The 12,970-nt window shown below is 66.2% G+C and carries 16 protein-coding genes; 11 read left to right on the top strand and 5 right to left on the bottom strand.

Annotation, left to right across the window (positions count from 1 at the left end; translation table 11 throughout):
* Nucleotides 1-71: 71 nt before the first annotated feature.
* Nucleotides 72-743: a 4'-phosphopantetheinyl transferase superfamily protein gene (locus KBZ15_RS01235; RefSeq protein WP_255012758.1), complete on the bottom strand. Its 672-nt coding sequence runs from the start codon at nucleotides 741-743 to the stop codon at nucleotides 72-74.
* 22 nt (nucleotides 744-765) lie between these two features.
* Here KBZ15_RS01235 and bcp point away from each other — a divergent pair, with 22 nt between their 5' ends.
* Nucleotides 766-1,233 (top strand): thioredoxin-dependent thiol peroxidase, encoded by a 468-nt coding sequence (gene bcp / locus KBZ15_RS01230; RefSeq protein ID WP_255012756.1) that lies wholly within the window; start codon nucleotides 766-768, stop codon nucleotides 1,231-1,233.
* Here bcp and KBZ15_RS01225 read toward each other — a convergent pair.
* Both KBZ15_RS01225 and KBZ15_RS01220 read right to left on the bottom strand, forming a co-directional pair.
* Nucleotides 1,211-1,876 (bottom strand): type III pantothenate kinase, encoded by a 666-nt coding sequence (locus KBZ15_RS01225; protein WP_255012755.1) that lies wholly within the window; start codon nucleotides 1,874-1,876, stop codon nucleotides 1,211-1,213. The two genes, bcp and KBZ15_RS01225, sit on opposite strands and share 23 nt — an antisense overlap.
* Nucleotides 1,877-1,923: 47 nt before the next feature.
* Nucleotides 1,924-2,691 (bottom strand): phosphoadenylyl-sulfate reductase, encoded by a 768-nt coding sequence (locus KBZ15_RS01220; protein ID WP_255012753.1) that lies wholly within the window; start codon nucleotides 2,689-2,691, stop codon nucleotides 1,924-1,926.
* A 47-nt stretch (nucleotides 2,692-2,738) separates the two neighbouring features.
* Between KBZ15_RS01220 and KBZ15_RS01215 the strand changes: the two genes are divergently transcribed.
* The 5 genes from KBZ15_RS01215 to KBZ15_RS01195 all read left to right on the top strand — a co-directional run bounded on the left by KBZ15_RS01215 (nucleotide 2,739) and on the right by KBZ15_RS01195 (nucleotide 8,170).
* Nucleotides 2,739-4,001, top strand: a complete 1,263-nt coding sequence (locus KBZ15_RS01215; protein ID WP_255012751.1) for an NAD(P)/FAD-dependent oxidoreductase — start codon at nucleotides 2,739-2,741, stop codon at nucleotides 3,999-4,001.
* Nucleotides 3,998-4,651, top strand: coding sequence for an HAD-IA family hydrolase (locus KBZ15_RS01210; protein WP_255012750.1), 654 nt, complete (start codon nucleotides 3,998-4,000; stop codon nucleotides 4,649-4,651). Before KBZ15_RS01215 ends, KBZ15_RS01210 begins: the two co-directional genes overlap by 4 nt.
* A 28-nt stretch (nucleotides 4,652-4,679) precedes the next feature.
* On the top strand, nucleotides 4,680-6,317 hold the full coding sequence (gene hflX, locus KBZ15_RS01205) for a GTPase HflX (RefSeq protein WP_255012748.1): 1,638 nt from the start codon (nucleotides 4,680-4,682) through the stop codon (nucleotides 6,315-6,317).
* A gap of 64 nt (nucleotides 6,318-6,381) precedes the next feature.
* Nucleotides 6,382-7,017, top strand: coding sequence for a peroxiredoxin (locus KBZ15_RS01200; protein ID WP_254931047.1), 636 nt, complete (start codon nucleotides 6,382-6,384; stop codon nucleotides 7,015-7,017).
* Nucleotides 7,018-7,027: 10 nt separating this feature from the next.
* Nucleotides 7,028-8,170: an anhydro-N-acetylmuramic acid kinase gene (locus KBZ15_RS01195; RefSeq protein ID WP_255012746.1), complete on the top strand. Its 1,143-nt coding sequence runs from the start codon at nucleotides 7,028-7,030 to the stop codon at nucleotides 8,168-8,170.
* Here the strand turns inward: KBZ15_RS01195 and KBZ15_RS01190 are convergent.
* A complete protein-coding gene (locus KBZ15_RS01190; protein ID WP_255012744.1) occupies nucleotides 8,153-8,464 on the bottom strand; it encodes a ribbon-helix-helix domain-containing protein in 312 nt (103 codons plus the stop codon). The two genes, KBZ15_RS01195 and KBZ15_RS01190, sit on opposite strands and share 18 nt — an antisense overlap.
* 67 nt (nucleotides 8,465-8,531) lie before the next feature.
* Here KBZ15_RS01190 and KBZ15_RS01185 point away from each other — a divergent pair, with 67 nt between their 5' ends.
* The 5 genes from KBZ15_RS01185 (at nucleotide 8,532) to KBZ15_RS01165 (ending at nucleotide 11,867) form a co-directional block, all read left to right on the top strand.
* Nucleotides 8,532-8,912 (top strand): hypothetical protein, encoded by a 381-nt coding sequence (locus KBZ15_RS01185; protein WP_255012742.1) that lies wholly within the window; start codon nucleotides 8,532-8,534, stop codon nucleotides 8,910-8,912.
* Between the two features lie 76 nt (nucleotides 8,913-8,988).
* Nucleotides 8,989-9,258 (top strand): hypothetical protein, encoded by a 270-nt coding sequence (locus KBZ15_RS01180; RefSeq protein WP_255012796.1) that lies wholly within the window; start codon nucleotides 8,989-8,991, stop codon nucleotides 9,256-9,258.
* 149 nt (nucleotides 9,259-9,407) lie between these two features.
* A complete protein-coding gene (locus KBZ15_RS01175) occupies nucleotides 9,408-11,159 on the top strand; it encodes an ABC-F family ATP-binding cassette domain-containing protein (protein WP_231596524.1) in 1,752 nt (583 codons plus the stop codon).
* 121 nt (nucleotides 11,160-11,280) lie between these two features.
* On the top strand, nucleotides 11,281-11,502 hold the full coding sequence (locus tag KBZ15_RS01170) for a hypothetical protein (protein ID WP_255012800.1): 222 nt from the start codon (nucleotides 11,281-11,283) through the stop codon (nucleotides 11,500-11,502).
* Nucleotides 11,503-11,639: 137 nt separating this feature from the next.
* Complete coding sequence (locus tag KBZ15_RS01165) at nucleotides 11,640-11,867, top strand: hypothetical protein (RefSeq protein WP_197151724.1); 228 nt, start codon at nucleotides 11,640-11,642, stop codon at nucleotides 11,865-11,867.
* A gap of 43 nt (nucleotides 11,868-11,910) precedes the next feature.
* Here the strand turns inward: KBZ15_RS01165 and KBZ15_RS01160 are convergent, their stop codons facing one another.
* Nucleotides 11,911-12,957: a trypsin-like peptidase domain-containing protein gene (locus KBZ15_RS01160; RefSeq protein WP_255012795.1), complete on the bottom strand. Its 1,047-nt coding sequence runs from the start codon at nucleotides 12,955-12,957 to the stop codon at nucleotides 11,911-11,913.
* Nucleotides 12,958-12,970 lie beyond the last annotated feature (13 nt).

Genomic DNA, 12,970 nt, shown 5'->3' with positions numbered 1-12,970 from the left:
CACAACGACACGAAATTAAAAGATTCCCTTTGGATTTCGTGTCCGTTTAGCGTTTTTTGGCCGATCTGGCGTCAAAACCGGCTATCAATCTTGGGGTAGTAACAGCCGTTGCCCACGGCCGCCCAGCGCCATTCTGCCGCCGTCGCAGTGCAGCAATCCGGCTGCACTTCTTCGCCAATATGCTGCACTTGGCTGCAGGAATGGTCGCAACTCCAGTTGCGGAGCTCCACGGCCAAGCTGCTCTGGCGCCACTTGATCGCCGCCTCTTTGAGTACCCAGCTGGTGAGCACCGCCATGCGTAGGGCCTCCCCTGTCAGCCCCTCGAGTTGATCCTGTTCCCCAATCGGATAGAACCTGCGCATCAAAGCGGCGGCATCGAGAGGACGGCCCACCAGCTCGAGATCTACGCCGATCGGCTCACCCGAATAGCCGATCAGCAGCCCCTGGCCACTGTGGCTGAGGCTGATCCAGCCCAGCCCCTCCAGTAGGCGCGGCGGCTGGCCGGGCGGGCTATAGAGCGGCACGGCTGCGGAGCCGCAGCCCAGGACAGGGGCCAACACCTGCCGCAGGGCAGCGCGACTGTGCCAATAACGAAGGCGCTGGAGAGCGGGCAGCCCCTCGCCCCAGCCCAACTCCTCGGCAGAGAGGCTGGCCAGCCCGGCTCCCGCCAGGGGCACCAACCAGAGCAGGGGCCTTGGGTTGCTGCCCGCCGACGGAGGGTCCCAGCCAGTTCCTAGGCTCACGCGAGTGTCATTCCAGCGTTTGATGGCCCTGCAGATCGGCGATCCTGCCCCCGAGTTCACCCTGCCCGACCAGGACGGCAATCCGGTAAGCCTCTACCAGTTGAAAGGTAAGCGGGTTGTGATCTATTTCTATCCGAAGGACGACACCCCCGGCTGCACCAAGGAGGCCTGCAACTTCCGCGACCAGTGGAGTGCCTTTGAAAACCATGCCATCACGGTGCTGGGCATCAGCAAAGACGCTGCCAGCAGCCACGCCAAGTTCATAGCCAAATACAGCCTCCCTTTCACCCTGCTCAGCGACGCCGAGCCCTGTCCGGTGGCGGCGGCCTACGGGAGCTACGGACTGAAGAAATTCATGGGCAAGGAGTACATGGGCATGATGCGTCACACCTTTGTGGTGGATGGGGAAGGCCGACTGGAGAAGATCTTCACCAAGGTGAAAGCCGAAACCATGGCCGACGACATTCTCAGCGAGCTGGGCCTGGCCTGAGCGCAGCCAGGGCCTCGAGCACGAGCTGGGGGGCTCGCTGCACCGCGATCGGACTGGCCGCCAGCAGCTCCTCCACCAGGGGGGCCAGCAGCTCGCCATCGCCGCCTGTGATCCAGAGAATCGTGCCCGGCCCCTGCCCCTCTGCCTCAAAGGCAGCCTGGGCAATGGCTGCGGCCAGACCCCGCAGCACCCCGGTGGCCATGGCGGCCTCGGTGCTGCGGGGCCAGCCATCGGCTGGCAACTGGGGAGGCAACTGGTGAGGCAACTGGAGCAGTGGCAGAGCAACCGTGGCCCCTGCCAAGGCATGTAACTGCAAGCCGGCACCCGCCAGCAGCCGTCCTCCGGCGAAACACCCCTCGGCCGTAATCCGGGTGAGGCTGAGCGCCGTGCCCGCATCTGCCACCAACCCGGCTTGGCCGCTGAGACGATGGGCCTGCCAGCCGGCCAGCGCCCGATCGAGGCCCAACCATGGGGGCACATCGCTCAGGGGCACATCGGACAAATGGAGCCGCCGCCTCGGATCCAGAGCCACCCCCAGCGGCATCGGACCGACCGCCGCCCAGCCCACCAGCTCCTCGAGCCCCTTGGCCACCCCCTCCCCGGCAGGCGCGCTCCAGCAGTGGAGGCCGCCAGAGCCGGCCATGGCCCAGTGCCATCGACTGTTGCCGATCAACAGCCAACGGGCCCCGCTCAGATGCCCTCGCCCATCAACCCGGGCAGGTGGATGCCACATTCCTGCTGGAGACCGCCGAATCGGGTGGCCCGGCCACTGACCTCGCCGGCATCTGGGCCACTGGAATGCCAGTCACCCACGCTCGAGTAGCCCTGCTCAAACAGCGGGTGCTGGGGGAGCTGGTGCTCCTCCATGAAGTAGTAAACCTCCCGCTTGCTCCAGGCGAGCAGGGGGCGCAGCGACCAGCGCTGCCGCACCGAATCCAGGGTCTCCATGGTGCGGCGATGGTCCGTCTGGCTGCCGCGCACCCCGCTGGCCCAGCAGGTGACCCCCAGATCGGTGAGGCTGCGGTCTAGGGGGTCCACCTTGCGAATGCGGTGGTAGAGCTGCAGATCACCGGCCTGACCGGTTTCCCAGAGCCGGCCATGGAGGGCCTCCATCCGGGCAGAACTGATCAGCGACTGGGCCACCACCAAGTTGAGCTTGAGCCGCTGGACCAGCTGATCTGCGTAGAGATAGGTTTCAGGCGGCAAGTAGCCCGTATCCACCCAGATCACCGGCAGGGAGCGGCCGGTCTGCTCAGCCAGGTCTGCCACCATCTGCAGCAGCACCGCAGACTGAATCCCGAAACTGGTGGTGACAGCAAACCCCTCGCCAAAGGTCTCCAGGCCCCATTGCAGCCGCTCCGGAGCCGAGAGCTGGGCCAGTCGCGGCCGAACTGCCTCCAGATCAATCGCTCGACCGGTGCAATCGGGGGGAAGGGCGGGAGCTGGAGCCGTCTGCATTAGGCCATCATCGCCCTTGGCATGAGCTGCTGGTTAGGGTTTGGTCGATGCTGTCGGCAACGGACCACAAAGCAATGGTGGAGTCTGCGGCGACGCCGGTAACGGCCCCGGTGGTGATTGTGGGAGGCGGTTTCGGCGGGCTCTACACAGCCCTGGCGCTCGCCGGCAGGCGCCAACATCCACCGATTCTGCTGATCGATCCCAACGATCGCTTCCTGTTTCTGCCCCTTCTCTATGAATTGCTCAGCGGCGAACTGCGCAGCTGGGAAATCGCCCCCCGCTACGACACCCTGCTGGCGGGCAAAGGGGTTGCCTGGCTGCAGGACCGGGTCGTGCGCATTGACTCTGACAACGGCCTGATCCATACCGGCGCAGGCCGGCAACTGGCCTTCAGCCGGCTGGTGCTGGCCACCGGAGCCCAGGCCAACAGCTTCGGGATTCCTGGAGTGGTGGAGCACTGCTTCGGCTTCCGAACCCTGGCCGATGTGGAGCGCTTGCAGGGCCTGATCCGCAAGCTGCGGGAACGGGCTCGGCCCCTGCAGCGGCTGGCCGTGGTGGGAGCTGGGGCCAGCGGTGTGGAGCTGGCCTGCAAATTGGCCGACCAGCTCGATGGCAGCGCCATTGTGGAGCTGATCGAGCAGGGCCCTGGCCTGCTGCCGCTGGCCAAGGCCTTCAACCGGGAACAGGCGGATCGCGCCTTGCAGCGCCGTGACGTACGCCTGCGCAGCCACACCCAGGTGGAGGCGGTGCAAGCAGACCGACTTGCACTGAAGGGGCCCGGCGGGCAGGAGCACCTCAACGTAGAGGCGGTGATCTGGACCGCCGGCCTCAGCTTTCGCGCCCCGGAGATCCACCCTGCTGCCCCCGTTGACCGCCAGGGCCGCCTGCTGTGCCAGACCAGCCTGCAGCTGCGCAACCACCCCCATATCTTCGCCCTAGGCGATATCGCCCATGTGGACACTGAAAACAGTGGCGTTAAAGACAGCGGCGTTGAAGACAGCGGCGTTGAAGCCGCCCTGCCTGCCAATGCCCTGCCTGCAAATGCCCAAGTGGCCTTCCAACAGGCCGAATGCCTGGCCGGCAATCTGGTGCATTCGCTGGCAGGGGAAGGGCTGGAGCCCTTCGAGTTCAACGACCTCGGCGAAATGATGAGCCTTGGCGTGGGCGAGGCCAGCCTCACGGGGGGGGGATTCACCCTTGCGGGAGCGGCCGCCTACCAAATCCGCAGGCTGGCCTACCTGGCCCGGCTGCCCGGCAAGGCCCACCAGCTCAAGGTGGCGGCCGGCTGGCTGGCGGACTGGCCGCGATGAACCCTGGGACTAGTCCCAGGGGCCTGTTGCTCGATGCCATGGGGACCCTGATTTGCCTGCGCACCAGCGTGGGGACCACCTATGCCGCGCTGGCCAGCCGCCATGGCCTGACAGTTGAGGCTGCAGCCATCGATCGCGCCTTCCCCCGCATCTATCGACAAGCCCCGCCCCTGGCCTTTCCCGGACTCGGCGATCGGGCCCTGGAGGAGGCAGAGATCGGCTGGTGGACAGCCAGGGTCGGCGAGGTACTCAGCGCCGCCGGAGCCCTTGCGGCGGGGGCTGCCCCACCGCCGAACCTGGGCCGGGAGCTCTTCCAACGCTTTGCCCAGGCCGAGCTCTGGCAGGTTTACGCCGACGTGCCTGGGCACCTGGAGGCCTGGCACCGTCGCGGCCTGCGACTCGCCGTCGTCAGCAACTTCGATAGCCGCCTGCCCGGCCTGCTCGAGGCTCTGGGGCTGGCCCGCTGGCTGGAGGCGGTGGTGGTGTCGTCAGCAGCCGGAGCCGCCAAACCAGATCCTCTGCCCTATCAGCTGGCCCTGACCCGGCTGGATCTCACGGCCGAGCAGGTTTGGCATGTGGGTGACAGCCCGGAGGATGGGGCCGGTGCCCAGGCCGCCGGAATCCGCTGGGTGAAGGTGCAGCGCCCATGATCGGCCGTACCCCCGCAGAGAGCCTTTGGTGAAGCAAGGGGTATTGGCGGGGCGCACGGCCGGATTGCGGCCCGCCCAGAAACGGCGACTTGAGCGGCTCTGCCACCGGCGCCACCCCGAAGACCAGGTCGCCGAACTTCTTTGCCTGCAGAGGCTCGCCAGCGAGAGCCTTGAGCTGGAGCTGCCCCTCACCCTGGTGGTGGACGGGCGGGGCCTGAGCAGGCTGCTGTGGGTGGGCCCCCTGGAGCAATCGGGCCGGCTGCTGGAGCGCCTCCCTGGATCCGACCGCCGCCAGGGCTCTGACCTGAGGCTGCTCACCTGCTGCGGCCGCTCCAAGCAGCTCGAACCAGGCCGCCAAGAGGGAATCGTGGGGCTGGATCTGGCTCCCCTGCTGTGGTTGCGCTTTGGCGACCGGGCGGGAGCGGGAGGCCAGTGGCCAGGCCAGTTGCTGGTGGCCCAGCCAGAGCAGGCCGAACCCTGGGTGGTGCTGGCCGCAGCGGATCTGTCCGAGCTCTGCGGCCGCGATCCCCTGGGCTTCGCGGTCGAGCCCCAGCCGCTGGCGACCGCCATCGCCCCAGCCCAGGCAGGGCAGGAGAGGGTTTTGCTGCTGGCCCTCAGCCCGGGAGATCGCGGCGCCGCCCAGCGGCTGATCGCCGAGCTGGAGGGGCTGGTGTGCAGCGCCGGCGCGGTGCCAGTGGGGGTGGTGGAACAGCGCCGCAGCCAGGTGGCGCCCCAAACCCTCTGGGGCGAGGGGAAGGTGGGTGAAGCGGCCCTGGAGGCAAGGCGACTGGGGGCCACCCTGGTGGTGACAGACCGGGAACTCACGCCGGTGCAGGCCCGCAACCTGGAGCGCCTGCTGGATCTGCCGGTGAGTGACCGCAGCGAGCTGATTCTCGACATCTTTGCCCAGCGGGCAGCCAGCGCAGCCGGCCGGCTGCAGGTGGAACTGGCCCAGTTGCGCTACCGCTTACCCCGGCTCAGCGGCCGGGGTCTCAGCCTGTCCCGCCAGGGGGGTGGCATCGGCACCCGGGGGCCAGGGGAAACCCAGCTGGAGAAGGACCGCCGTGCCATTGCCCGCCGCCTTGAGCGGCTCCAGCGGGAGGTCAGCCACCTGGGTGAACACCGGGCCCGCTTGCGCCGCAGCCGCCAGGGCCTGCGGCGGCTGGCCCTGGTGGGCTACACCAATGCTGGCAAGAGCTCCCTGCTCAATGCCCTAACCCGAGCCAGTGGGCGCGAACCGGTGCTGGCTGAAAACAAGTTATTCGCCACCTTGGATCCCACCACCAGGCGGCTTGAGTTGCCGGAACCCCTGCTGCTCACCGACACGGTGGGCTTCATCCGGGCCCTGCCCCCACCCCTGCTGGAGGCGTTCCGCTCCACTTTGGAGGAAACCCTGGAGGCCGACGGCCTGATGGTTGTGGTCGACCTCTCCGATCCAGGCTGGCCGGAGCAGTGGCACATGGTGAACACCATCCTCGACTCCCTTGGCGCTACGGCCCCGCGGCGCCTAATCGCCAATCAGATCGACCGCTGCCCGGCCGCCGAAATCGAGCGGGCCCGTGGCCTGGAAAGCTCGGCCCTGTTCGTTTCTGCAACGGCATCGCTAGGCCTTCAACGTCTCAAGCAGGAACTGCGCAGCTGGCCGGCCCAGGGGCCTGAAACCTGAACTACCGCATCCGAGCACTGGCTTGTGGCACGATCTTCAATTGGATTCCATCTCCCCTGCGGCCATGACCCTCCAACTCGGCGATACCGTTCCCGACTTCACCCAGGACTCCCAACTGGGTCCGATCAACCTCTACGACTTCGCCGGTGATAGCTGGGTGGTGCTGTTCTCCCACCCAGCCGACTACACCCCGGTGTGCACCACCGAGCTGGGTGAGGTGTCCCGGCTGCGCCCCGAATGGGACAAGCGCAATGTCAAAACCATCGCCCTGAGCGTGGATTCGGCCGAAAGCCACAACGGCTGGATCTGCGACATCAACGAGACCCAGAAGACCAGCGTCGACTACCCGATTCTGGCTGATGCCGACAAAAAGGTGGCCGATCTCTACGGGATGATCCACCCCAATTCCCTCAACAACCTGACGGTGCGCTCGGTGTTCATCATCGATCCCAACAAGAAGCTGCGCCTGCAGATCACCTATCCCGCCAGCACCGGCCGGAATTTCCACGAAATCCTGCGGGTGATCGATTCCCTCCAGCTCACCGACCACCACTCCGTGGCCACCCCGGTGAACTGGACCGACGGCGAGGACTGCGTGGTGGTGCCCTCGATCTCCACCGAAGACGCCCGAGCCAAGTTCCCCAAGGGCGTCACCGAGATCAAGCCCTACCTGCGCATGACCCCCCAGCCCAACAAGTGAGCCGCCTCTGATGCGGGTGCTGGGGTTGATGAGTGGCACCAGCGCCGATGGCGTGGATGGGGTGCTGGCCAGCTTTGCCGGCCCGCCCCGGCGGCCACGCTGGAGGATTGAGGCCCACCACTTCAGCCCCTACCCCACCGACCTGCAACGGCGGCTGATCGCCCTGGGGCAGGGCCAGCCCCTTAGCTCAGCGGAGCTGGTGGAGCTGGCCGAAGCGGTCACCGAAGAGCAGGCCCGGGCTGCCCGGGCCTGCGATCCCGCAGGGAGAGCCAGCCTGATTGGCTGCCATGGCCAGACCATCTGGCATCGCCCACCCCAGCAGGGCAGGCGAGGGGCCAGCTGGCAACTACTGCAGGGCCCGCTGCTGGCCGAGCTGCTCGGCAGGCCGGTGGTGTTTGATTTTCGCAGCGTCGACCTGGCCTTAGGCGGCCAGGGCGCTCCCCTGGTGCCGCCCGCTGACCAGGCCCTGCTGGGCCGCTGCGGCGGCTGGCGGGCGGTGCTGAATCTTGGCGGCATCTCCAATCTCACCTTGATCCCCCCCGCCACGGGACCCGAGCGCCACCAGGCCGTGCGGGGCTGGGACTGTGGCCCCGCCAACACCCTGCTGGATCTGGCCACCCGTCACTTCAGCGGCGGCCAGCTGGCCTACGACGCCGATGGAGCCTGGGCCCGGCAGGGACGGAGCGATGAAAACCTGATCCAGCTCTGGCTTCAGGAGCCCTACTTCCAGGCCCCGCCACCGAAATCCACCGGCCGAGAACTCTTTGGCCAGGCCGACCTGGAGCGGCGGCTGGCCCAACTCGAAAACAGGCCGCCTGCGGATGCCCTGGCCACCCTGACGGGTTTCAGCGCGGCGGTGGTAGGCCAGGAGCTGGGCCACGGCCCCCAGCCGGTTGAGATGCTCGTGGCCGGGGGGGGATGCCGCAACGGTCTGCTGATGGGCCAATTGGTCGAGCGCTGCCGCGGCCTGATCGTGCGGCCGCTGGCGGAGCTGGGCATTGCAGAGGCCGAGCGCGAAGCCCTGGCCTTTGCCCTGCTCGCCTGGTGGCATGTGCGCGGCCATCGCGGCAACGCGCCCTCTGTAACCGGTGCCCGCAAAGCCGCCGTGCTGGGCCTGTGCGCCAGACCCCAGGCCTCAGCCTGGCCGATGTAGGCGCAGCCGCCGGGGGGCGCCGCGCAGGCGCTGGGGCTTCTGGCGCTGGCGCTCCTCCAGATCCTTTCGAAATAGGTCCGCCTCCAGCGCAGCCTGGCTGCTGCCGGGGGTGCGAGGCCGAGCCCGCTCCAGCCGCTCAACGCCCTGCTGGATCAGCACCTTCGCCATATTGCTGACCGTGCGCGATTCGGCGTCGGCCAGATCGGCAAGGCGCAGACAGAGCTCTTCCGGCAGCACCACCTGGATGCGGGGCGACTTGGCCCTGCCGCTGGAGGAGGTTTGGCGCGTGGCCACTGAAGAAGCTGGAGCAACGATGGGCAACGAGCAGGCTCGGGGCAGAGCCTGCAGGATCTTCCCGGGTATGACAAAGCATACAGAGCTGCTAAGGGATACTATCCATGACTATGCTGAAGGCATCGATCCCACCTCCAGCCCCCACCCCCCGAAGGTGCGCCCCGTGCCCCAATCCCCAACAGCCAGCACCAAACCAAGCCGAAGCCGCAAACGTCTCACCGCCGAGCCCAGCGATGTGCTCGTTTCAGCGGTGATCAGCACCTACCTGCTCACCCACCTCCACCACGTGCTCCAACGGGCTGAATACGGGGCCCAGCAGGAAGGGCGCGATGCCCTGGCGGCCAACTACGCCGAGCTGCGCAAAGTGCTCTGCCTTGATGCCCGCACCATGGAAGACGCCTCGGCCTGCGGCACCCGGGAAAGCGACGAGGCCCGTCAGGCAGCGTGAACCTAAAGCTTGACTGCGTTTAGGCTTGGGCCATCCAAGCCGTATGCAATGGCCGCTCTGCAACGGCCGCCCTGCAATGAAAGAAAGCAACACAGCAAGTGACCAAGCAAATATCAATGCAAGCAACGCAGAGGAGCTCTACGCCCGGATCAGTTCGGATCAAGCCCTGACCCAGTCACTGTTCAGGCAGGCGCTCCAAGACCCCACCGGCTCCCTGGAGCGAATCGTGGAGCTGGGCCAGGCGTTCGACCTGCCGGTGACGGTTCAGGAGGTGCGCAGTTACATCGCGACCCTGGACGACATTGACAGCAAGCAGTGGCTGGTGAAGGCCCGCGGCGGGCTGTGAACTGCGAATTTTTTCCGGGCTGCGGCCCCGCTCGCCTCCCGCCCAGCTGAAGAACAGCCAGTAGCTCACCAGCGCCAGCCCAGCTGCAACCACCAGGGCCGTCACCTGCTCAAGGCGCTTGATCATGGCCGGCGCTAGGTGACGGGCAGATGAGTCTGCACCAGGCCCGAATCGGCACCTCCACCCCAACCCCCCATCCCGTGCTCCGCCTCGAACGAATCGGCAAGATCTACCCCACCGGCGAGGTCCTGCGCGATGTCACCTGGGAAGTGAAGGTTGGCGACCGGATCGGCCTGGTGGGCGTCAACGGAGCCGGCAAATCCACCCAGATGAAGATCATCGCCGGGCTGGAGGAGGCCAGCAGCGGCCTGGTGGTGAAGCAGGGGGAGCCCCGCATCGCCTATCTGCAGCAGGAATTTGACGTTGACCCCCAGCGCAGCGTGCGGGAAGAGCTCTTCCAGGCATTCGGAGAAGCCGCTGAGGTGCTGCTCCGCAAGCACCAGGTGGAGCAGGCCATGGCCAGCGAGCAGGCCGCAACCGATCCAGATCACCTCGATGGGCTGATCCACGAGCTGGGTCGGCTGCACAGCCGTTTCGAAGCCCTGCATGGCTACGAGCTCGATGCCCGGATCGACAAGCTGCTCCCCACGATCGGCTTCACCCCGGAGGGGGCCGAGCAACTGGTGGGGGATTTTTCCGGCGGCTGGCAGATGCGCATTGCCCTGGGCAAGATCCTTCTGCAGGAGCCCGATCTGCTGCTGCTCGACGAGCCAACCAACCACCTCGACATGGAGACAATCCAGTGGCTCGAGGGCTATCTGGTGGAGCAGACGGCAGCCCTGGTTGTGATCAGCCATGACCGCACCTTCCTGGATCGGGTGTGCAACCAGATCGTTGAAACCGAAAGGGGGGTGTCGCGCACCTATCTGGCCAACTACAGCCAGCATCTCGAACAGAAGGCGCTCGAGCGCGAAGCCAGCCAAGCAGCCTTCGAGCGGCAACAGAAGGAGTTGGGCGCCCAACAGGCCTATATCGACAGGTTCCGGGCCAGCGCCACCCGCTCTACCCAGGCCAAGAGCCGCGAGAAACTGCTCGACAAGGTTGAGCGGGTGCAGGCCCCGATCGAAAGTGTCAGTGGTCCGCGCTTCCGCTTCCCCCCAGCCCCCCGCTCAGGCCGCCTGGTGGCGGAGATCCGCGACCTCAGCCACAGCTACGGCGACCAGATCCTCTTTCTCGACGCCAACCTGGAGATCGAGCGGGGCGATCGCATCGCCTTCGTGGGCCCCAACGGGGCAGGGAAGTCGACCCTGCTGCGCCTGATCATGGGCAGCGAACGCCCCGAGGGAGGCCTGGCCCAGCTCGGTGAGCACAACATCCTGGCCGGATACTTCGAGCAAAATCAGGCAGAGGCCCTGGAGCTCTCCAAGACGGTCATCAATACGATTTTCGAGGTTGTGCCCGATTGGACCCAAACCCAGGTGCGCTCGCTGCTGGGGAGCTTCTGCTTCAGCAACGAGAGCGTGTTCAAGGAAGCCGGCCAGCTCTCGGGTGGCGAAAAGGCGCGGCTGGCCCTGGCCCTGATGCTGCTCACTCCCTGCAACCTACTGGTGCTCGATGAGCCCACCAACCACCTCGACATCCCAGCCAAGCAAATGCTGGAAGACGCCCTGATCGAATACGAGGGCGCTGCCCTGCTGGTCAGCCACGACCGCTATTTCATCTCACGGGTGGCCAACCGAATCGTGGAGATTCGCGATGGCCAGCTGGTGCTCTACCGGGGCGACTACGCCTACTACCTCAGCAGGAAAAACGAGGAGGCCGAGCTGGCCCGCCAGGCCGCCGAGACCAAGCGCAAGGCGGCCAAACGGACCTCTCGCAAACCCCAGGGGAAAGCAGGCTGAGCCTTAGCACCCCAAGGGGAAGACATACAACTTCACCGTTGCCTAGGCAGGAAGACTCATTTCCCTGGTGCCCCTGGTTTGGTGTGCATAGGCTGACAGGACATTGCCACTGCAGGAGATCATGGAAATCAATCACATGGGCGCTGGCCAGCTCGGCGCCGCCAATACGGGATTCAGCTCCGGACTCAACTCCGGCTTCGGCGCGGGCCTCCAGGACTTCCAAGTGGAGCCCGACCAGGCCATCGATTCCATGGACATTTACTTCGAGTGCATCACAACCTGCTCCCTGGATGACGGCGCCTGCGTGACCCGCTGCGTCGAACAACTGCGCGAGCAAGCCTGAGGCCCTGCGGGGAGACCGAGGGCAGGCTTCAGAACAGCAAATGCGCACAGGGAGCATCGCCCTGTCGCAATCGCTACGACCGCAACTGAAACACTTTGTAGCTTTGGCAAGTCCAACAGCTCTTCGCGGTGCGTGCCATGTCTGAACCCCTCGCCCTCAGCCTCGGCCAGCAATTTGAACTGGAGCGCATGAGCCGGGCCATCGAGGCCACCGCTGATCTGCAAACCCTCCAGGGAATTGCCAAGCAACTCCTGCAGGCCTGGCAAAGCCAGAAAGCTGCCACCCAATGGGTGATGCGCCAACAACTCGGCACACCAGCCCAGATAGCCCCCGGGCTGGCCCAGCACCTGGCCCACGAGGCTTGAGTAAGCAGGCCTGAATCAGCAGGGCTGAATCAGGAGGCCCGTATCAGGAGGGACCACCCAATTGGGCGGGCACCACCGTTACTTCAAACTGCCGTCCAGCCCTACTGACGCTGAGGGTCAAGCTGCCCCCCACGCCAGCCTTTTCGACAGCCGCCACCAACTCGATCGGGCTGGCCGTGGCCTTGCCGGCTGCCGCCAGGATCACGTCCCCCTGTTGCAAACCAGCCCGGAAGGCCGGGCTGCCTGCCTGGACCGACATCACCCGCACCCCCTGGCTCAGGCCGGTGCCATCACCAGGCTTGACAGCCTCAAGGCCGATCCCAATCACCGGGTGGGCAACCCGGCCGGTGGCAATCAGCTGGCGGGCAATTTCGCGGGCCCGATTGATCGGAATGGCAAAGCCCAGCCCAGCGCCAGGACCAGTGCGCACCAGGGTGTTGATGCCGATCACCTCCCCCTCCGCATTGAGCAAGGGTCCCCCGGAGTTCCCCGGATTGATGGCCGCATCGGTCTGAATCAGATCGAGCCGTTTGTCGGTGATGCCGAGCTTGCTGGCATTGCGGTTGAGGTTGCTGATGATGCCCATCGTCACCGTGTTATCGAGTCCGTAGGGATTGCCCACGGCGATCGCCCACTCGCCCACCTGCAGGCTGTCTGAATTGCCCAGGGGCGCCACGGGCCAGGGGCCTGAGCCAGCCAGCTTGACCACCGCCAGGTCGGTGAGGCGATCCAACCCCACCACCGAGCCCTCCACCCGACGGCCGTCCTGCAGGCCCACGGTCACCCGACTGCTCTTCTCCACTACGTGGGCATTGGTGAGGATCAGACCATCAACCTGAAAAATAAAGCCGCTGCCCTGGCCCCTTTCGGTGCGCTGGGAAGGCTGCTGCTGGGGCATGCCGAAGAACTGGCGGAACAGGGGATCATTCAGCAAACCCCGCGGCAACCCGCCCGTGCCGCCCCCAGGCACCAGCACGGTGCGCTCAGTGTCAATTGTGACCACCGCCGGCCCCGCCCGGCGCACCGCTGCCGCCACAAACGACTGGCGGGCCAGGCCCGCTGAAGCTGCCCCCTGGGCCCGGGCAGCCACCCATCCCCAGGGC

The organism is Cyanobium sp. BA20m-p-22 (assembly GCF_024346275.1).
GTDB lineage: Bacteria > Cyanobacteriota > Cyanobacteriia > PCC-6307 > Cyanobiaceae > Cyanobium_A.
Note: the sequence above shows the minus strand (reverse complement) of the source record. Positions and strands in the feature narration are given on the sequence as shown.

Bases quoted from the DNA above. Each gene is read 5' to 3' on its own strand.
- KBZ15_RS01165 (WP_197151724.1), top strand. From the start codon at position 11,640: ATGTCTGAACCCCTCGCCCTCAGCCTCGGCCAGCAATTTGAACTGGAG.
- KBZ15_RS01175 (WP_231596524.1), top strand. From the start codon at position 9,408: ATGAGTCTGCACCAGGCCCGAATCGGCACCTCCACCCCAACCCCCCAT.
- bcp (WP_255012756.1), top strand. From the start codon at position 766: ATGGCCCTGCAGATCGGCGATCCTGCCCCCGAGTTCACCCTGCCCGAC.
- KBZ15_RS01195 (WP_255012746.1), top strand. From the start codon at position 7,028: ATGCGGGTGCTGGGGTTGATGAGTGGCACCAGCGCCGATGGCGTGGAT.
- KBZ15_RS01180 (WP_255012796.1), top strand. From the start codon at position 8,989: ATGAAAGAAAGCAACACAGCAAGTGACCAAGCAAATATCAATGCAAGC.
- KBZ15_RS01215 (WP_255012751.1), top strand. From the start codon at position 2,739: ATGCTGTCGGCAACGGACCACAAAGCAATGGTGGAGTCTGCGGCGACG.
- KBZ15_RS01170 (WP_255012800.1), top strand. From the start codon at position 11,281: ATGGAAATCAATCACATGGGCGCTGGCCAGCTCGGCGCCGCCAATACG.
- KBZ15_RS01220 (WP_255012753.1), bottom strand. From the start codon at position 2,691: ATGCAGACGGCTCCAGCTCCCGCCCTTCCCCCCGATTGCACCGGTCGA.
- KBZ15_RS01225 (WP_255012755.1), bottom strand. From the start codon at position 1,876: ATGGCCGGCTCTGGCGGCCTCCACTGCTGGAGCGCGCCTGCCGGGGAG.
- KBZ15_RS01200 (WP_254931047.1), top strand. From the start codon at position 6,382: ATGACCCTCCAACTCGGCGATACCGTTCCCGACTTCACCCAGGACTCC.
- KBZ15_RS01210 (WP_255012750.1), top strand. From the start codon at position 3,998: ATGAACCCTGGGACTAGTCCCAGGGGCCTGTTGCTCGATGCCATGGGG.
- KBZ15_RS01185 (WP_255012742.1), top strand. From the start codon at position 8,532: ATGACAAAGCATACAGAGCTGCTAAGGGATACTATCCATGACTATGCT.